Source organism: Mesorhizobium sp. WSM2561, from assembly GCF_000513915.1.
In the GTDB taxonomy this organism is placed as follows: Bacteria; Pseudomonadota; Alphaproteobacteria; order Rhizobiales; family Rhizobiaceae; genus Mesorhizobium; species Mesorhizobium muleiense.
The window spans coordinates 16648-35337 of sequence record NZ_AZUX01000055.1 but is presented as its reverse complement, the minus strand read 5'-3'; the positions used below and the strand labels follow the sequence as shown (position 1 = coordinate 35337).

Below are 18690 nucleotides of genomic sequence, written 5' to 3'. Positions count from 1 at the left end.
TGATGACGCCCTTGGGGAAGCCGACCTCCTCGGCGAGCGCGCCCCAGGCAAGGCCGGAATAAGGCGTCTGCGACGCCGGTTTGACGACCGCGGTGCAGCCGGCGGCAAGTGCTGGGCCGAGCTTGCGGGCCAGCATCGAGGACGGGAAATTCCACGGCGTGATGGCGGCGATGACGCCGACCGGCTCCTTGGTCACCAGGATGCGGCGGTCCGCCCAGGGCGACGGCACGACATCGCCATAGGTGCGGCGGCCTTCTTCGGCGAACCACAATATGTAGGAGGCTGCCGAACCGATCTCGCCCTTCGATTCGAACAGCGACTTGCCCTGCTCGATGGTCAGCAGCTCGGCCAGCACATCCTGGTTGTCCATCATGGCGTCATGCAGCTTGCGCAACAGCTTCGAGCGCTCGAGCGCGGTGGTCTTGCGCCATGTCTGGAAGGCGGCGTCGGCAGCTTCGATGGCGCGGCGCGTCTCGACCTTGCCCGACTTCGGCACGGTGCCGATTTTTAGGCGGGTGGCCGGATTGTTGACGTCGACCGTCTGGCCGCTGTCGGCCTGCACCCACTCGCCGTTGATGAGATTGGCCTGGCGCATGAAATGGCTGGTTTTCTGAAGCATGGTCTAGCCTCCGTTCGGCGCACTGACGGGCCGCTATCTGGATTTCCTTGACGGGCGTGCGCACTGGCATCGATGCCGGCACGCCTGGAGCCACTGCTCTTTACCTAGGGCAAGCCCCGCAATCAATCGCAAGATGGCATATAGGGTTTGGGCCAGCACAAGGCGAGGCCGTTGCGCTCCCGTTGTTGCTTGAGGGTGTGTGAGGAAACGACCGGACCGGTGGCTCCCGAGAACCGGAACGGAGCGTAACGTTGGGTATATGAGTACCGGAAGCACCAAGAAACCGCCCTTCGCAGGCATCAATATCGATCATACCTATCCAAACACGTGGACCACCACCGTCAGCCAAAAAGCCGTGGTGATGACCGCGCAGGCGGTAGCGATGGTCATCTGGTTCGATGCCAGCGCCTGGCCGGTGTTGAACTGCGTCGCAATCAGGTAGGAATTCACCCCGGATGGCAGCGCGGCGGCCACAACCGCGACTTTCGCCGACAGCGGCGGCAGGCCAAGCAGCCAGACCAGGCCGAGCGCGACGGCCGGCATCAGCATCAGCTTCAGCGCCGACAGCGCCAGCGCCGGCCGCACATTGCCGGAGATGCCGAAACGGCACAGGCCCAGCCCCATGGCAAACAGCGCGACCGGTCCGGCGATGTTGGCCAGCGCGTCGACCAGCCGGACGGCCAGCGCCGGCAATGGCAGGCCGGTGATACGCCACACCCATCCGGCCAGGATGCCGATGATCAGCGGATTGGAGAGCAACTTTCGAAGGAAGCGCCGGATGAGGCGCAGCGGATGCACATGCTCGTCGCCGCGGCCAAAGATCTCAAACAGGATGATCGATGCCATGATCATCGTCGGCAGATGCACGGAAATCAGCAGCGACAGCACTTCGAATCCACTTGGCCCGAATGTGCCGAGGAAGAACGGGATGCCGAGCAGGACGAGGTTGGAAAAAGCCGACGACACGCCGCCGACGACCCCGGCACGCGCGTCGCGCCCGAACACCCGGGTGATGACCAGGTGGCCTGCGGCCCACGTCACTGCGGCAGCCGTAAAATAGGCGCCCCAGAACAACCAGGGTTCGGTGCCATGGAAATCGGCGTTGACCATGGTGCGGAACAGAAGCAGCGGCATTGCCACCCCGACGGCGAATTCGGCGATGGCCCCACCCGCCTCGGCCTTCAGATAGCCGGTGAGCCCGGCCAGATAGCCGAGCGCGACAAGGCCGAAGACAAAAAGGACGGTTTCGATGAGTGGGGACATTTTTCCCCTGATAGGCGAGCCGGGATTTGAGCGCAACCGCCCCGCCTGGCGAAACGGCGTGTCTTCGCAGGCAACCAGGGCTTGGTCGTGCCTTGTTTTTCAACTGGCTTTGCCGTCCCTATATGCCGATCACCGGAAGGCACCTGCCGGTCACCGGAAAAGGACGTTTGATGCTTCGATCTGTGCTGGCTCTATTGCTGCTCGTTATTCCCGCCGCGGCCCATGCGACCGAAGCCGGCTGGGCGCTGTTGCGCGACGGCGGACATGTCGTGCTGCTTCGCCATGCCATGGTCACCGGCACTACCGATCCGGCGAATTTCGACATCGAGAAATGCGCCACCCAGGTCAATCTCTCGGTGCGCGGCAAGCAGCAGGCACGCAAGATCGGCGCGCTTTTCGACGCCCGCGCGGCGCCGGTCGAGCGCGTGCTGTCCAGCCGCTATTGCCGCGCCCTCGACACGGCTCGCACCGCTTTCAGAGAAGAGCCCGAACCCTTCGCTCCGCTTGACCTGCTGAAGACCGACGCGAGCGAGAAAGCCGCCCAGCTCGAGGCGATCATGAACGAGATCAGCGCCTATTCCGGCTCCGACAATGTGGTCATGGTCACCCATCTGGAGAACATCATGGCGCTCACCGGCATCTCGCCGCGCGAAGGCGAAGCCGTGATCGTCGAGCCGCAAGGCGACGGCCTGCGCGTGCTCGGCCGCGTCACTTTTTGATCTGCGCTGGAGCCAGTTGAAGCGTTCGCCAGTGGTGAAATCTAACGCTTGGTCCCTAAACGGAATACCGGTTCCCACCCCTAGCGGAAGCTCGTTCGGCCTCGGCCGAATTTACGCACATGACCCAAAGCGGACGTTTGCGACACCCATCAGAGATGTCGGCTTCGCGCCTAATGGCAGTCGTACGACCTGCCGTCGGTCAATCCCGAAAGCGGACGTCGAAATGGCCTCCGCTGGTGTCGGGCACGCCCATCTTAGGACGTTCGCCGATGCCGCGGAGAACTTCGCGGTCCGACCCCTTAGGCGGACATTCCTTACGCTGATACAATGCCGCAGTGACGGTCGTCGAGAACACATGCGACGTAGGTGAGCAAATTGTAGTTGTCGTAAACGAGTGATGCAATCAGTAGACCACGCTTTTTGGTGATCAACTCTGTAGCCTGGCGTGAAATATGCGTCAAAGTCATGTACAGTGTTTGGCGCGGAGTTCATTTTGGGTGCTAAGACATGGAGCGCAGATTATCTGCAATCCTGGCCGCCGATGTCGTCGGATACTCCGCACTTATGGAGCAAGACGAAGCGGGTACCTTTGACCGCGTTCGAGCACGACGCACTGAGCTTTTTGAGCCCGAGATTGCGCGGCATCATGGGCGGATCTTCAAGCTCATGGGCGATGGCCTCCTCGCGGAGTTCGGAAGCGTGGTTGACGCTGTCGAATGTGCCGTGTCTCTCCAGCGCGGTATGGCAGATCGCAACGCCTCCGTAGCTGAGGAGGACAGGTTCAACGTCCGCATCGGCATCAACATTGGCGAAGTCATCGTGGACGGCGACGACCGCTATGGCGAAGGCGTCAACGTCGCGGCCAGGCTGGAGCAACTCGCGCCCGCGGGTGGGATCTGCGTATCAGGCAAGGTGGCGAAGGAGGTGGAGAATAAGCTCGCGTTTACCTTCGACCCGGCTGGGCAGCAGAAGGTCAAGAACATCGAAGAGCTTGTCGATGTCTATCACGTGCGCATCGACGCCCCGCCACGCCGACGCAGCCTGCACAAGCGCGGGACAAGCCGACTATGGCGGGCACTTGGCGTCCCGACAGCCATTGTGGCGGCCGTCGTGGCTATATGGGGGGCGCTGTATTATCCGCTGGTAATGTCCTCTTCTGGGGGATCCAGTACGATCCCGTCTGTCGCCGTCCTTCCATTCAAGGATCTGAGTGCAGATAAGAGTCTAGGCTACTTGGGAGAAGGAGTGGCGAACGACGTCATCGCGATCCTCTCGCGCTTTTCTGACATTGCGGTCGTATCCCGAACCTCGTCCTTTGCTTACCAGGGCAAGGAAGGCGATATCCGTCAGATCGGCAAAGAGCTGGACGTTGGCTATGTCCTCGAAGGCAGCGTGCGCAAGGAAGGCAATAGGGTGCGGATCGTTTCGCAACTCATCAACGCCAATACGGGGGACCATGTTTGGGCAGACCGCTTCGACAAGGCCGGAACCGACCCATGGGCGCTTCAGGATGAGTTGACTGGCAAGATCGTGGGGGCGATGACGGGCGAATTCGGAGCCATTCGCAAATCGGACTACAGCAAGGCTTGGGGCAAGGACAGCACAAACCTGGCTGAATACGACTACTACCTGCGCGCGGAAAGCCAGTTGAATCTCTACACGAAGGAAGGTCTCGAGCGTTCAGGTGAGATTTCGCGCGAGGGGCTGCAGGTGTTCCCCGGCTCCCCCCTATTGACCGTGGAGTTGGGGTGGTCTCACTGGTTGAAAGTTGCGCTGCTTTACAGTTCTGACCCGCAGGCTGATTTTCAGGAGGCGGACCGACTCGTCAACCAGGTCCTTTCAAACAAGAATCCAAGCCCGCAGGTGGCGAGATTGGCACACTGGCTCCACGCGTGGCTTCTGACGCTCAAGCGGGACCATGATGGGGCTGTTGCGGAAATGAACAAGGCCATCGCGGCCGCACCCTATAATGCCTTTACCCTCACGGATGCAGGAAGTATTTTCCTACAGGCGGGTCAGCCCGAAAAGGCGCTGGAGCTGACCGACGCTGCAGCCGCGCGGGATCCGGGGTTGTCCTGGTTCTTTAACTACGTGCGAGGTTTCATCTTTATCGTGCTTGGTAAAAACGGAGATGCAGTTGAGGTGCTGAAGACCACGGAATTCGCCGACGCTCCATTGCTACTAGCCATCGCCTATATGCGTGTTGGGCGTCAAGCAGACGCCCGAGCTGCCGTCGAGAAGATGCTCAAGTCAACTCCGGATGCGACGATCCAGTCGTGGCGGCAGACCTGGAACTTCCGAGATACTTCCATTCTCGATCAAGCCGCCGCAGACCTCGCGCGCGCCGGCCTTCCGGGTAGCTCGACTAAATAAAATAGTCTGACGGAATGATGTTCAGCCTTCGACGCCCCTACATCGGTTATGCATCTGTCTCTGCGAGACGTCCGCGTTCCACCCCCGTTCAGCCCTTTCCAACTCCGCGAAGGGAAGGACAGCAAAGGGGGTCAGATTGAGACCATGTTGATGTGAAGCTGAACGTCCGCTGTGGCCATGCTCCCGCCGAAATCCGCCGGTCCGCTAACGGCCCCAGAGGCGACATTTCTCGATCAGCTTGGCAAGGACAGATTCTGGCGCGGCGCTGTTCCGGGAGACGAAGCGAAGGGTAAAGTTCCACCCTTAGCGGCAGGTAGTTTAAGGTACCTGGCGTTAGATTTTTCACACTTGCAGCCACGCTTCGATACGGAGTTTCCATCCCTCGATCATCTGCGCGAACACGTCCTCCGTCAGTTCGGACAGATACGATCTTCCTGCCGTACTCAAGGCAGTGAACGTGTAGGCAATCGACGCCTCCGTGCCTCCGTCAGCGGTCGGGCGGCAGGCCACCTCGACAAATCCGAAACGCGAATCCGGCGTCACCCGGACATAGCGGATGCGATGCGCCACGGGGTCCCAGTCCGTGCAGGCCCAGAGCGTGGTCTCATCACCGTGAGCGGTCCTGAAGACCATGCCCTGGCGCGTCTCCCCGTCTTGTGGATGCAGAAACTCCGGATCCCAGCCGTCCACCCACAGGGTCTCCCCAGTCGGCGTGAACAGCGGAAAGACGCGGTCGATCGGCCCCGAAAGCACGATGCTGTGGCTGCGCTCAAGATGGTTGGTCATCCCCCTCCCCGGCGATTTCCACCAGACGGTGGCTGTCCGCTGCGCCAAGCTCCATTCCGTAGATGCGCTTCAATTGGCCGATTGTTTCCAGGGTCGCCGCGGAAAACGGCGTCTGGCCTTCAAAGGCATGCAGCACGATGCCCTCGATGAGCTCACCCAGGCTCATGTCGCGATGCTCGGCCAAGGCCTTGAGCACCTTCACCAATCGTTTTTCCAGGCGCACCCCGGTCTGCACGCGTTCGATGGTCATGGATTTCCCTACCATGGTACATTGGTACATGCACTGAACAGAGATGGGGTGGTTGCGGCATATCGCCGGGAGGGTCGCCAACGGCTCTTCTTGCGTTTACGGAGTGGGTATCCCATCTGCGCCCGGCGTTCAGGCCTTTTCCTGCCCGGAAAAACCGATTAGACAGCGCGCAAACACCAGCGGACAGATTCCGCCCGCAACCGAAGGAAAAGCCCTTGTCCACCACGTTCGACAAAGTCGCCAAGATCATCGCCGACACAAGTGAGATCGATATCGACACGATCACCCCCGAAAGCCACACCATCGACGATCTCGGCATCGACAGCCTCGACTTCCTCGACATCGTCTTTGCCATCGACAAGGAATTCGGCATCAAGGTGCCGCTGGAAAAATGGACGCAAGAGGTCAATGACGGCAAGGCCTCGACCGACGATTACTTCGTCATGAAGAACCTGTGCGCCAAGATCGACGCCCTGGTCATGGCAAAGAACGCCTGAAATGGCTTGTCTTCTAGCCTGACCCACAACAGCCGCCCCATGAACCCTCGCCCATGAGCTCCCACGACGTCGTCATATCAGGCATCGGCCTTGTCTCTTCGCTGGGAGAAGGCCCGGATGCGCATTGGCGCAAGCTCGTCCAGCCCGGCCTGGAGCCGGTGCTCGAAGCCGCCCGCTTCTCGCCCTACACCGTCCACCCGCTGCCGGAGATCGACTGGAACCTGCAGATCGCCAAGCGCGGCGACCAGCGGCAGATGGAAACCTGGCAGCGGCTCGGCACCTACGCCGCCGGCATGGCGCTGGACGACGCCGGCATCAAGGGCAATGACGATCTCTGCACGACAATGGACATGGTGGTGGCTGCCGGCGGCGGCGAGCGCGATGAGGCGGTCGACGCCGACATTCTCGCAGCGTCCGAAAGCCGCAACGACCGCGACGTGCTGCTCAACGAGAAACTGACCACCGAATTGCGACCGACGCTGTTTCTGGCGCAGCTTTCCAACCTGCTCGCCGGCAACATCTCGATTGTCCACAAGGTGACCGGCTCGTCGCGCACCTTCATGGGCGAGGAAGGTGCCGGCGTCGCCGCCGTCGAGACAGCCGCCGCGCGCATCCGCTCCGGCCAATCGACGCATATCCTGGTCGGCGGCGCGTTCCAGACCGAACATTCCGACATGCTGCTTGGCTATGAGCTGGCCGGCTACCTGCATCGCGGCCCCTGGAGGCCGGTCTGGCAGAGACAGGGCCTGGACGGCGGCGGCGTGGTGACTGGATCAGGCGGTGCGTTTCTCGTCCTGGAACAGCGCGAGCACGCGATCAGCCGCGGGCGAAAGATCTATGCCGAACTCGGCCCGGTCGTATCCGGACGCGCCATACGCCGGCAGGGCGAGCTTGATGCCGAGATTGCCGCGCTGCTCAGCCAGGCGGCATTGCCGAACGGCGAGTTGCTGACGATTTCAGGCGCTTCGGGTGCCCATGCCGCGACTGCTGCCGAGAGATCGGCGCTCGACGCCAATCCGGCGATTGCCGCACGCGGTTTTTCGACGCTGACCGGCCACATGAAGGAAGCGCAGTTTCCCTTCGCCGTGGCGCTGGCTGCATTGGCTGTCGAACGCAAGGCCGCCTACCCGGCTTTTGACGCCGCCACCGAGAAGCCGTTCAACGGTATTCCCAGGACCGTGCTTGCAACGGCGATCGGCTATCACCAATTCGAGGGCATGGCGTTGGTCAACGCCGCCTAGAGGGTTTTGGGACAAAAACATGGCCAATCTGAACGACCACATGGGCAGGCCAATCGTCGCCGTCACCGGCATCGGCGTGGTGACGTCGCTGGGCGTCGGCAAGGCCGACAATTGGGCAGCGCTTACCGCGGGCACGTCCGGCATCCATCCGATCACCCGCTTTCCGGTCGACCATCTGAACACCCGCATCTCCGGCACGGTCGATTTCCTGCCGTCGAGCTCCAAGGGCGCTTCCCTTCTTACCTACGACCTCGCCGAGATCGCCGCGCAGGAAGCCGTGGCCGAAGCCGGCCTTGATTGGGGCGATTTCGGCGGCCCGCTTTTCCTCGCCTCGCCGCCGGTCGAGCTCGACTGGAGCGAGCGCTTTTCGCTGTACAATTCCGACAAGCACGACATCGGCGCCGAACGGCTGCTTCGGGTGGCGCGCGGCTTGAAGGGGCTCGATGTTTTCGAGACCACCCAGTTCGGTTCGATCGCCGACCGGCTCGCCGACCGTTTTGGCACGCGCGGCCTGCCGATCACGCTGTCGACGGCCTGCGCCTCGGGCGCCACCTCGATCCAGCTCGGCGTCGAGGCGATCCGCCGCGGCGAATGCGACCGGGCGCTGTCGATCGGCGCCGACGGCTCGGCGACGGCCGAGGCGCTGATCCGTTTCTCGCTGCTTTCAGCGCTCTCCACGCATAACGACATCCCCGAAAAGGCGTCAAAACCCTTCTCCAGGGATCGCGACGGTTTTGTCCTCGCCGAGGGTTCCGGCGCGCTGGTATTGGAATCGCTGGAGGCGGCACGCGCCCGCGGCGCGACCATTCTCGGCATCCTGCGCGGCTGCGGCGAGAAGGCCGACGATTTCCACCGCACCCGCTCGAAGCCGGACGGCTCGCCGGCGATCGCGGCGGTTCGTGCGGCGCTGGCCGATGCCGGCTTGGGCGAAGACGAGATCGATTATGTCAACGCCCATGGCACCTCGACGCCAGAAAACGACAAGATGGAGCATTTGTCGCTGTCGACCGTGTTCGGCGAGCGGATCGGCTCGATGCCGATCTCGTCGAACAAATCGATGATCGGCCACACGCTGTCGGCTGCCGGCGCTGTCGAGGCGGCGTTTTCGCTGATGACCATGCGCGAAAGCGTCATCCCGCCGACCATCAATTACGACAATCCCGATCCGGCGATCGTGCTCGACGTGGTGCCGAACCAGAAGCGCAACGCCGAGGTCGGCACGGTGCTGTCGAACTCCTTCGGCTTCGGCGGCCAGAACACCTGCCTTGTCATGGCGCGGGAACCAGTCTAAGCGACCGTTCTTCGCCAACAGAACCGACAGGCCCAATGCGCGCTTTGCAACTTATCGAGGACCGCCGTCTTGAAACGGTGGACCTGCCGCTTCCGCCGCAGCCTGCGCTGGGCGAAGTGACGCTGCGCATCAAGGCCGTGGCGCTCAACCATATCGACGTCTGGGGCTGGCGCGGCATGGCCTTCGCCAAGCGCAAGCTGCCGCTGGTCGTCGGCGCCGAAGCCTCGGGCGAGGTCGAGGCGGTCGGCCCCGGCGTCTCCATGCTTGTCCCCGGGCAGCTTGTATCGATCTACGGCGCGCGCACCTGCGGGCTTTGCCGCGCCTGCCGCGAAGGCCGCGACAATCTCTGCGAGCATGTTTCGGGCGTGCACGGCTTCCATCTCGACGGCTTTGCGCAAGAGAAGATAAACCTGCCGGCGCGCCTGCTGGTCCCTGCCCCGCCCGGCGTGACCGACGTCGGCGCCGCGGTCGCGCCCGTCACCTTCGGCACGGTCGAGCACATGCTGTTCGACAACGCCAGGCTGCAGCCCGGCGAAACCATCCTGATCCATGCCGGCGGCTCGGGCATCGGCTCCGCCGCGATCCAGCTGGCGAAGAAAATGGGCTGCACCGTGATCACCACGGTCGGCTCGAACGACAAGATCGACAAGGCGAAGGCGCTTGGCGCCGATCACGTCATCAACTATCGCGACGACCGTTTCGAAGGCGTCGTGCGCAAGCTGACGAAGAAGAAGGGCGTCGATGTCGTCTTCGAGCATGTCGGCGCCGACACCTTTGCCGCCTCGATGCTGTGCCTGAAACGCGGCGGCCGCCTGGTGACCTGCGGCTCGACCTCGGGCGTGTCGACGCAGATCAACCTGATGCAATTGTTCCAGCAGCAGCTGAAGCTGCTCGGCTCGTTCGGCTGTCGCATGCAAAACATGGCCGACGCCATGCAGAAAATGGCGGCAGGGCTGGTCTCTCCGGTTATCGACACCGAAGTCGGCTTCGACGGCATCGAGACCGCGCTGAAGCGCATGGAAGGCCGCGACGTGTTCGGCAAGATCATCCTGCGCGTCGGCTAGACCATGATGCTGCTGTCTGAAAAAACCATGGTCTAGGAATGATCGGCAACGCCTTCAAGAAGCTCCGCCGGGACTTGGCGTTCCGCTACGGCAGGCGGCTGCGCCAGTTCAACTACTGGCTGCTGGCGCGCCTCGCGATGACGATGATTTGGCTGCTGCGTCTGCTGCCGGTCGACAGCGCGCTCAATTTCGCCGATCGCGCCGCCCGCCGCATTGGTCCGTGGGTGGGGCGCCACAACGTCGCCATCGCCAATCTGCGCAAGGCTTATCCGGAAAAGAGCGACAAGGAGATCCAAGCCATCGCGTCCGACATGTGGGGCAACATGGCTCGCCTTGCCGCGGAATACATCTTTCTCGATGCCCTGTTCGACTACGATCCCGCCGCGACGAAACCGGGCCGCATCGAGGTCAAGGGGGTCGAGCACTTCGTGCAAATCGCCGGCGAGCAAAAACCGCATATCATCTTCACCGGGCATCTTGGCAATTTCGAGCTGCTTCCGGTGGCGGCAGCCACTTTCGGCATGAACATCACGGCGCTGTTTCGCCCGCCCAACAACCCCTACCTTGCCGACTACATCCTCTCGACGCGCCGCTCGACCATGGGCTCGCTCCTGCCCTCCGCGACCGGCGCCTCATTCGCGCTGGCGGCCATCCTGGAGAAAGGCGGCAATATCGGCGTGCTCGTCGACCAGAAATTCTCGAGCGGGCTCGAAACGACATTCTTCGGCCGCCCATGCGAGAGCAACCGGGTTCTGGGCACCCTGGCGCGGCACTATGACTGCGATGTCTATCCGGCGCGCTGCGTGCGCCTGCCGGGCAACCGCTTCCGGCTCGAGATCGAGGACAAACTGACCTTGCCGCGCACCGCCGGCGGCAGTGTCGACGTCCATGGCACCACCCAGCTGCTCAACGACGTGGTCGAGCGCTGGGTGCGCGAGGATCCCGGCCAGTGGATGTGGTTCCACAAAAGATGGGAAATCAGCGGCCCGCGCGGGAAGCACAAGCGGGCGAGGAACCGCGGCGAAGCCGCCTGAGTAGAAGTGAGTGACAGCAATTATGCTATTGTTGGCAATGTTCTAATTGCGCCACCGACCCCGCCCGGTTGCCGAGGCGGGTTTTGTTTGGCCTGTCCTGGCAAGACCAATCAGCCAACCGAAGGGGCGCCATAGCGAAGCCCATCCACCAGCAAGCCAACCATCCGTCGTGCCTGGTCGGGGCCTCCGCCATAGCGGTCTGGTGAGCAGAGCCTGGCAATCGCGAACAATAGTTCTTTCGCATCAACGTCCGAGCGAACGTCGCCCGCTTCGGACGCGGCATCCAGCAAGGTCTGTAGCGCGGGCCGAAGTTTCTCAAGAAAATACATCGGCAAGGACTCATATGCCGGATCGCCGGAGGAGAAGGCCGCGGCGAGTCCACGCTTGGCAGCGATAAAGTCCACGTAACGCTGCATCCATCGGGCGAGCGCTTCGCCGGGTTCATATTCGGCGGCAATGGCAGATGCAGCATTTGCGCAGGCATCCACTTCGTTACGGAAGACCGCCACGATCAGGTCCGAACGCTGCGGAAAATGCCGATAGAGCGTACCCACGCCAACGCCGGCCTTATCGGCGATCTCTCGCACCGGAGCATCGACCCCCGAAGCCGCAAACACTGCCATTGCTGCTTCGAGCAGCGCCTTGGAGTTGCGTTGTGCGTCCGCACGCACGCGCCGATCCGTCGAGTTTACGGGCTCCAAGCCACCACCCCGCTCCTCCGATTTGTCGTCCACGATTTTTCCACTTGATAAACGGAACAATGTTCCGTATAAAACGGAATGCAGTTCCGATTAGAAAAACTAGCACAGCATGGCGCCGTTGCCTACACGTCAATGCAAAAAGAGGAGATCACCATGCGGGTCAAACCTATTGCCCTGGTCACTGCGGCCAACAAGGGAATCGGTCTCCAGATCGCCAGGGATCTGGTCACGCACGGCCTCACCGTGCTCGTAGGATCGCGCAAGCTCGAGCATGCGGAGACGGCTGCAAAGAGCGTCGGCGCGGATGCCCGCGCCCTCCAACTCGATGTCACGAAACAAGCCTCGATTGCCGCTGCGGCAAAGCGCATCCGTAACGAGTTCGGTCGCCTCGACGTCCTGGTGAACAATGCAGGCATTTCCGATGCGGGAAAGCAGGGCATCTCGCATGCGGCGTCTCGCGACGAGGGACGCGCAGTGTTCGAGACCAACGTGTTCGGCGTCATCGCCGTCACGCAGGCGATGTTGCGGCTGCTTGGTGAAGCGCCGGCGGCACGCATCGCCAGCGTCGACCCGTCCAATCCACAGCGCGCCTTGTTCGGCTCTGTTTACAGCCCCTCGAAGACTGCCCTCGGTGCGACGACGCTCGCCTTCGCCATCGAATTTGAGGACGCCGGCGCCGACGCTGCCTGCCCCGGCTTCACTTCGACGAACCTCAACAAATTCGAGGGCACGGCCGAACGGGCCGCGTGAGCGCTTCGCCTCGCGCTCCTCGACGCGAACGGTCCGATGGGCACGTTTCCCGAGCCAGGACGGGCCGTCCGTGCGGCGGTCTCGTCCCGATTGCTGGCGCCGGGAGAGTGGCGGCGCACCCTGGCTCCAGTGCCGATCGAGCCAGCACCCTGATCTGCGATCTTGGGGCGGGTCGAGACGGTCTATCGAGACTGGTACCGGAAAGCCGCGGCAAAGGCCGCAAACGCCGGCGATTGATTTCGTCGGCTGGGGTAGTAAAGATGATAACCTTGGGAGGTCGGGCACCAGTCGGCAAGGACTTCCTCGAGCCGACCACTCTCAACATAGGGTTGAACAAGATCCTTCGGTGCATAGGCCAAACCAATGCCGTCGAGGGCCGCGTCAAGCGCCGGCGCGATATTGTTCAGGGTCAGCTGGCCGTCCACGCGGACGCTGAACTCGCGTCCGTTCTTCCTGAATTCCCAGGCATATAACGCGCCTGAGCTGGGAAGCCGCAGGTTGATGCAGTTGTGGTCGGTCAAGTCCTGAGGGCTTTTCGGCGCACCCCGACGAGCGAAATAATCGGGTGAGCCGACGACGCAATAGCCGACATCGGGACCAATGCGAACGGCCACCATGTCGCGGGCGATTGCCTCGCCAAGTCGAACACCGGCATCGAACTGACGCTCGACGATGTTGGTGAAGCCGTTGTCGACAATGAGCTCCACGTTGATGTCCGGGTAGTCTCGCAGGAAGGCTGGCAGCCTGGGGCGAAAGACCAGATTGACGGCATCATCGGGGCACACGATGCGAACCTGGCCCGAGGGCTTGCCGCGCAGGGCGCTGATCGCGCTGATCCCGGCGGCAATGCTCTCGAAATGCGGCTCGATGCTTTCGACGAGGCGTTCTCCGGCCGCCGTGGTCGCCACATCGCGGGTCGTGCGAGAGAGCAGACGGACGCCAAGCCGTTCCTCCATTGCCCTGATCGTATGGCTGAGGGCCGAACGGGTAACACCCAATTTGGCCGCCGCTCGCGTAAAACTGCGCTGCCGAGCGACCTCAAGGAAGGCTCGCATCTCACTGAACTCGTCACGCGGCATTGGTGAGCTCCGTTCACTACGACATGCAGATTATAGCTGCTAGTCTGACAAGACCAGCCCGGCTACCTAGTCTGCCAACGGACAGGAGCGTACGAATGGCTATCGACCTGACACTGGATGACACGCTGGCGGCTGAAGGGCCGGTAACGCCATGGGCCGCCGTCACCTGCCTCTCGCTTTTGACCTTTCTCCTCGTCGGCCTGGAATTCATGCCGGTGAGCCTGTTGACTCCGATTGCGCAGGACCTGGCCATTTCGGAAGGCCAGGCCGGACAGGCGATCGCCGTGTCGGGGCTGTTTGCCGTAATCACCAGCCTGTTCGGCAACGCGCTCCTGGCCAGGTTCGACCGGAGAACGGTCGTCCTGCTGTACACGGCAGTGCTGGTCGCATCGAGTTTGGCTGTTGCCCTCGCTCCCAACTTCCTGGTGTTTCTGGCCGGACGGGCCTTGGTCGGGATCGCGATCGGCGGCTTCTGGTCGCTCTCCACGGCCATTTTGGCGCGCCTGGCCTCAGGCTCCGACCTGCCCAAGGCGATCGCCCTGCTGCAGGGCGGAACTGCATTGGCGATCGTCATCGCCGCACCGCTCGGCAGCTTCCTCGGCGAATTGATCGGGTGGCGGGGCACCTTCTTCGTCACAGTCCCGGTCGGCGTCGCGGCGCTCGTCTGGCAACTGGCCGTTCTGCCGAAGATGCCGCCAATGGAAGCCGTTTCGGTATCCAGCATGTTCCGCCTGCTGCGCAATCGGACATTCACCATCGGCATGGCCGCTACTGGACTCGCATTCATGGGAATGAATTCGCTGTCGATCTATCTGCGCCCATTCCTTGAAAGCGTCACCGGCCTAGACGTGAACGTCCTCTCGCTGGTGCTCCTGGGCCTCGGCCTAGGAGGCCTGGCGGGACTGTCCATCGCCGGCTTTGTTCTCCGGCGAAACCTCACCGCCGTGCTGATCGGGCTGCCGAGCGCGCTTGCGCTCCTCGCCCTGCTCCTGATCGCAGTGGGACCGGTGCTTTGGGCCACGGCTGCGCTTCTGGTTCTTTGGGGGCTGTTCAACACCCCGATTCCGGCGGCGTGGGGTACATGGATGGCTCAGATCATTCCCGACGATCTTGAAGCTGGAGGCGGGCTGCAGGTCGCATTGATCCAGTTCGCCATCGCCGGCGGCGCTTCCGCGGGCGGCATGCTGTTCGACACTGCCGGCTGGTGGAGCGCCTTCCTGCTCGCCGCCGCCCTGCTGGCGGGCTCAGCCCTGCTCGCCGCCGCCGCCAGCCCACGCGCTTAGTTCGGACTTCACCCCAATAGAAAGAAAGGAATGCAGATGATGGCCAAGCTCAAGTTCGCGATGTTTGCTTTCGCCCTCGCTGGCTCCGCCCCCGCTCTCGCTCAGGAGGCCCCCATCATCGGCGCGTGGCGCATGACGTCGCTGCAGATCACCGATTCGCAGGGCAAGAAGGCCGACGTGCCTTACTCCGGCCAAGTCATCTTCTCGCAAAGCGGCACGCTTTCGGTTCAGGCGATGGACCAGGACCCGGCTGCAAAGCCGACTACCTACACCGCGAACGGCTATGAAGCCTATTATGGTCCGGTTGCGATCGATGAGGAGAAAAGCACCTTCATCATCACTGTTGAGTCGTCCCTGGTGCGCGATCTCATCGGACAGGAATTGCAGCGGGTGTTCGAGGTCACCGGAGATCAGCTGGTGATCACCCCGGTCGATCCCGAGGAAGGCTGGCGCGTCACTTACGAGCGCTTGTGATCGCATCGTCTTGCGAACGCGGGGCCACTCTCCACCGCTTCGAAGGAGCGCACGGTCTAGCGGATGGATGATCTCGCAGCTTGGTCAGCATGGCGTGAGACAAATTTCGCGACACCCGCTCTCCACCGCGTTTAGCCGCATTTCTGCGACGCCAGGAGAAAAGTGATCCTGATCGGTCAAAGCATTGCCTCATCGGCCGTAAGTGCATGCTCTCGCGTGCCGGAGACGATGATCTCCAGGACCTCATGCTCGTCGGTGTTTTTGATGTAGCGATCGCCGACGTTCTCGCCGCGCTTAAGCACCATCACGCGGTCGCCCACAGCGAAGATGTCAACGAGGCGGTGGGAGATGATGATCTGGGCAACGCCCTGCTTTTTCAGTTCCAGCATGGTTTCGAGCAACCGCTCGGTCGCCATCACCGAGAGATTGGCGGTCGGCTCGTCGAGTATCACCACGCGCGGCTGAAAGGAGATAGCGCGGGCAATAGCCACCGATTGCTGGCGGCCGCCCGAAAGGCTCTCGACCTTTTGATAGACGGAGTTCACGTCGACCTTGAGCCGCTTCAGCACACTGTCGGCTTCCGCGTACATTTTCCGCCGATTGACGAAAAGGCCCCTGCGCGGCCAACGGCCAAGAAAGATATTCTGACCGACATCCATATTCCCGCAAAGAGCGAAATCCTGGTAGATCATCTCGATGCCGGCATCGCGGCTTTCGTGCGGGCTCTTGAAGTGCACCGGCTGCCCGGCGACGAAGATCTCGCCGCCCGCGTCGCGCTGGTAGGCGCCGGTCAGGATCTTCATCAGCGTCGACTTGCCGGCCGAGTTGTCGCCGACGAGGCCCAGGATCTCGCCGGGATAGAGCAGGAGGTCGACGTTGCGGAGTGCCTGCACCGCACCGAAGGCTTTTTCGATGCCCCGCATTTCTACGATCGGTGCAGGCCTGGTCGCGTCACGCATGGGTCGTTTCCGCCGTTCTTGTGCGCCGCGCGAGGCGCGCCCGCAGGCGGCCGAAGATGTTGGCCTGGCGCACCCAGATGTCGATCAGCACCGCCACGATCAGGATGCCACCGATAAAGACGTTGATCCAGTGCTGCGGCATGGTAAAGCCCTGGACGTTGAGCTGCAGCAGCGCCCGGATCAGGGTGATCACCGCCGCCCCGGCGAGCGCCCCGATCACGGTGCCGTAGCCGCCGAAGATCGAACCGCCGCCGATGATCACCGAAGCGATGGCGTCGAGCTCGCGGAACTGGCCGGCCACCGGGTTGAAACTGCGGAAGTAGGCGACGTTGATGATCCCGGCCATTGTCGCGCAGAGCGCCGCCAGCATGAGCGCGAAGAACCGCACCCGGTTGGTGTTGATCCCGGCATAAGCGGCGGCGCGAATGTTGCCGCCGGTCGCATAGACCTTCTGCCCGAACGGCATGTAGGCGAGCACGACGCCGGCAATGAGGGCGACCAACAGCATCCAGATGGTCTGGACGCTCACCACCTCGGCGATCGAGCGCAGCAGCCCGTCCGGCAGCGAGATGCGGTAGTGCAGCAGGATGTCGTTCACCTTGCGGCCAAGCAGGTTGTAGCCCTCGGGCCAGCCGGTGAGCTGCTGCCCGGCGACGAACCAGGCGGCGAGGCCGCGGGCGATGTAGAACATGCCGAGCGTGGCGATGAAGGCCGGCAGCTTGAAGCCGACGGTGACGATCGCGTTGACGAGGCCGGCGCACATGCCCGCCAGCAGGCCCATCGCCACGGCGGTCACGGGGTCGGCGCCGAGGACCTTGAGGAAATAGGCGGCTGTGCTGCCGGCGAGGGCAAGCACCGCCCCGACGGAGAGGTCGATATCACCGGCGGCGATGACGTAGGTCAGCCCGATGGTGATCAGCGCAAGCTCGGTGTAGTTGAGCAAGATAGCGAAGCTGTTGGACAGGTTCCACCAGTAGTCCGGCCGGAGCGCGAGGCCGGTCAGCCACAGGAGCGCGGTCAGGATGATGGCGAGCGCGTCGCGCCGGGCGAGGAACTTGCCGAACCCGGTGGCCGACAACGCCATGTCGGTCGCCATCGCGCCCTTGGTCTGCACCCCCTCGATCGCGATGCCGCCGATCTCGTAGGCCGGTGGCGGCGGCCGGCCGCGGAGCCAGGCCCAGAGGCGTCCTGCCACCTGGCGGCGGATGAGATAGGGCTCGATGAGCACAGCGACGACGAGTAGCAGCCCGAGGAACACCGGCACCGCGCCGACCGGTAGCGAGAAAACGGCGTTGACCGTGATCTCCTCGTCGCCGATCTTGATGATGCGCGTGATCGGCCAGCCCTCGCGCAATACCTTGTCGAGCAGCACCACCAGAAGGGCGCCAAGGCAGGATCCGGCGACCCGGCCGCGGCCGCCGAGGATTGAGGCGCCGCCGATGATCACGGCGGCAATGACGGTCAGCTCACCGCTGACGCCGTAGAGCGGCGTCACGCCCTTGTCCTGCGCAGCTGACATCAAGCCGGCCAGCGCCGCGCAGAGCGAGGAGATCAGGAAGGCTCGGATGCGCACCCAGTTGGTCGGGATGCCGGCATAGGACGCCGCCTGCTCGTTGCCGCCGGTGGCGAAGGTCTCGTAGCCCCAGCGCGTCTTGGCAAGCACATAGGCGCCGATCACGGCGACAACGAGGAAGATCACGATCTGGTTGTTGAAGCCGAGGAGGTTGGTCTCGCCGAGGTGAAAAAAACCCGGATGGCCGGTCGCCTTGGCAGGGTAGTAGATCGCCTGGCCGTGAGTGAGCGCCAGCACGAAGCCGCGGCCGATGAAAAGTATCGTCAGCGTGGCGATGAACGCCGGCACCTTCAGGATGGTGACGAGCACGCCGTTGATCAGCCCGATCAGCGTGCCGAGCAGCAGGCAGAGGATCACCGACGTGACGACGCCGAGGTCAAGGAAGTTCGGCGCGAACAGCCTGGCGAAGACGACGGCGACTAGGCCGTAAGTTGAACCGACCGAAAGATCGAGGTCCTTGTTGACGATGACGAAGGTCACTCCGACCGCGATGATGGCAACCCGCGAGGTGTCGCGGAGCAGCGAGTGAAACGCTCCTGTTGACCCGAAGAACGCGGGATTGACGAGAGCGCCGCCGAGATAGAGCAGCAAAAGCAAGGCAACGAGCCCCACCTCCCAGCCGCCGACAATCTGGGACGGCGCACGGCCGAGCGATGTGGTCGCGGTAGGCGCCATGGTCTCTTCTGGTCGATTTCCCTGCTGCCGCACCGCGGGAGAGCCTGCGCCCTCCCGCA

At 62.8% G+C, this 18690-nt stretch carries 18 protein-coding genes; 10 read left to right on the top strand and 8 right to left on the bottom strand.

Annotated elements, in window-relative coordinates:
* A partial coding sequence (locus M727_RS0129595) for an aldehyde dehydrogenase family protein (protein ID WP_027155629.1) occupies window positions 1-619 on the bottom strand: 619 nt, incomplete at its 3' end.
* A gap of 315 nt (window positions 620-934) precedes the next feature.
* On the bottom strand, window positions 935-1882 hold the full coding sequence (locus tag M727_RS0129590; RefSeq protein ID WP_027155628.1) for an AEC family transporter: 948 nt from the start codon (window positions 1880-1882) through the stop codon (window positions 935-937).
* A gap of 170 nt (window positions 1883-2052) precedes the next feature.
* On the opposite strand from M727_RS0129590, the gene M727_RS0129585 reads away from it, so the two are divergent.
* Together M727_RS0129585 and M727_RS0129580 are read left to right on the top strand one after the other, a co-directional pair.
* Entirely contained in the window at window positions 2053-2601 is a 549-nt protein-coding gene (locus M727_RS0129585; RefSeq protein WP_023802971.1) for a histidine phosphatase family protein, read from the top strand.
* A 507-nt stretch (window positions 2602-3108) separates the two neighbouring features.
* Complete coding sequence (locus tag M727_RS0129580; RefSeq protein WP_027155627.1) at window positions 3109-4974, top strand: adenylate/guanylate cyclase domain-containing protein; 1866 nt, start codon at window positions 3109-3111, stop codon at window positions 4972-4974.
* A 342-nt stretch (window positions 4975-5316) separates the two neighbouring features.
* On the opposite strand, the gene M727_RS0129575 is transcribed toward M727_RS0129580, so the two are convergent.
* Together M727_RS0129575 and M727_RS0129570 are read right to left on the bottom strand one after the other, a co-directional pair.
* Complete coding sequence (locus M727_RS0129575; RefSeq protein WP_027155626.1) at window positions 5317-5760, bottom strand: hypothetical protein; 444 nt, start codon at window positions 5758-5760, stop codon at window positions 5317-5319.
* Window positions 5744-6010: a ribbon-helix-helix domain-containing protein gene (locus M727_RS0129570; protein ID WP_036263910.1), complete on the bottom strand. Its 267-nt coding sequence runs from the start codon at window positions 6008-6010 to the stop codon at window positions 5744-5746. Before M727_RS0129570 ends, M727_RS0129575 begins: the two co-directional genes overlap by 17 nt.
* A gap of 215 nt (window positions 6011-6225) precedes the next feature.
* On the opposite strand from M727_RS0129570, the gene M727_RS0129565 reads away from it, so the two are divergent.
* From M727_RS0129565 to M727_RS0129545, 5 genes are read left to right on the top strand one after another with little or no spacing between them, the layout of a single operon-like run.
* Complete coding sequence (locus M727_RS0129565; RefSeq protein ID WP_023802974.1) at window positions 6226-6507, top strand: acyl carrier protein; 282 nt, start codon at window positions 6226-6228, stop codon at window positions 6505-6507.
* Between the two features lie 53 nt (window positions 6508-6560).
* Entirely contained in the window at window positions 6561-7748 is a 1188-nt protein-coding gene (locus M727_RS0129560) for a beta-ketoacyl-ACP synthase (protein WP_027155624.1), read from the top strand.
* Window positions 7749-7767: 19 nt separating this feature from the next.
* The gene (locus M727_RS0129555) at window positions 7768-9039 is read left to right on the top strand and encodes a beta-ketoacyl-ACP synthase (protein WP_027155623.1); all 1272 of its coding nucleotides are present in this window, start codon (window positions 7768-7770) and stop codon (window positions 9037-9039) included.
* Between the two features lie 35 nt (window positions 9040-9074).
* Entirely contained in the window at window positions 9075-10103 is a 1029-nt protein-coding gene (locus M727_RS0129550; protein WP_027155622.1) for a zinc-binding dehydrogenase, read from the top strand.
* Window positions 10104-10141: 38 nt separating this feature from the next.
* Window positions 10142-11137, top strand: a complete 996-nt coding sequence (locus M727_RS0129545) for a lipid A biosynthesis lauroyl acyltransferase (RefSeq protein ID WP_027155621.1) — start codon at window positions 10142-10144, stop codon at window positions 11135-11137.
* Window positions 11138-11247: 110 nt separating this feature from the next.
* Here M727_RS0129545 and M727_RS0129540 read toward each other — a convergent pair whose 3' ends face one another.
* Window positions 11248-11874, bottom strand: coding sequence for a TetR/AcrR family transcriptional regulator (locus M727_RS0129540; RefSeq protein WP_027155620.1), 627 nt, complete (start codon window positions 11872-11874; stop codon window positions 11248-11250).
* 117 nt (window positions 11875-11991) lie between these two features.
* Between M727_RS0129540 and M727_RS37980 the strand changes: the two genes are divergently transcribed.
* The gene (locus M727_RS37980; RefSeq protein ID WP_084646959.1) at window positions 11992-12588 is read left to right on the top strand and encodes an SDR family NAD(P)-dependent oxidoreductase; all 597 of its coding nucleotides are present in this window, start codon (window positions 11992-11994) and stop codon (window positions 12586-12588) included.
* 182 nt (window positions 12589-12770) lie between these two features.
* Here M727_RS37980 and M727_RS0129530 read toward each other — a convergent pair whose 3' ends face one another.
* The gene (locus M727_RS0129530) at window positions 12771-13667 is read right to left on the bottom strand and encodes a LysR family transcriptional regulator (RefSeq protein WP_027155619.1); all 897 of its coding nucleotides are present in this window, start codon (window positions 13665-13667) and stop codon (window positions 12771-12773) included.
* Window positions 13668-13762: 95 nt separating this feature from the next.
* Here M727_RS0129530 and M727_RS0129525 point away from each other — a divergent pair, with 95 nt between their 5' ends.
* Together M727_RS0129525 and M727_RS0129520 are read left to right on the top strand one after the other, a co-directional pair.
* Window positions 13763-14950 carry an MFS transporter gene (locus M727_RS0129525; RefSeq protein ID WP_027155618.1) on the top strand — a complete coding sequence of 396 codons (1188 nt, stop codon included), beginning with the start codon at window positions 13763-13765 and terminating at the stop codon, window positions 14948-14950.
* 39 nt (window positions 14951-14989) lie between these two features.
* Entirely contained in the window at window positions 14990-15424 is a 435-nt protein-coding gene (locus M727_RS0129520) for a lipocalin-like domain-containing protein (RefSeq protein WP_027155617.1), read from the top strand.
* 176 nt (window positions 15425-15600) lie between these two features.
* Here M727_RS0129520 and M727_RS0129515 read toward each other — a convergent pair whose 3' ends face one another.
* Window positions 15601-16383, bottom strand: coding sequence for an ATP-binding cassette domain-containing protein (locus tag M727_RS0129515; protein ID WP_027155616.1), 783 nt, complete (start codon window positions 16381-16383; stop codon window positions 15601-15603).
* Window positions 16376-18631 carry a sugar ABC transporter permease gene (locus M727_RS0129510; RefSeq protein WP_027155615.1) on the bottom strand — a complete coding sequence of 752 codons (2256 nt, stop codon included), beginning with the start codon at window positions 18629-18631 and terminating at the stop codon, window positions 16376-16378. Before M727_RS0129510 ends, M727_RS0129515 begins: the two co-directional genes overlap by 8 nt.
* Between the last annotated feature and the right edge of the window lie 59 nt (window positions 18632-18690).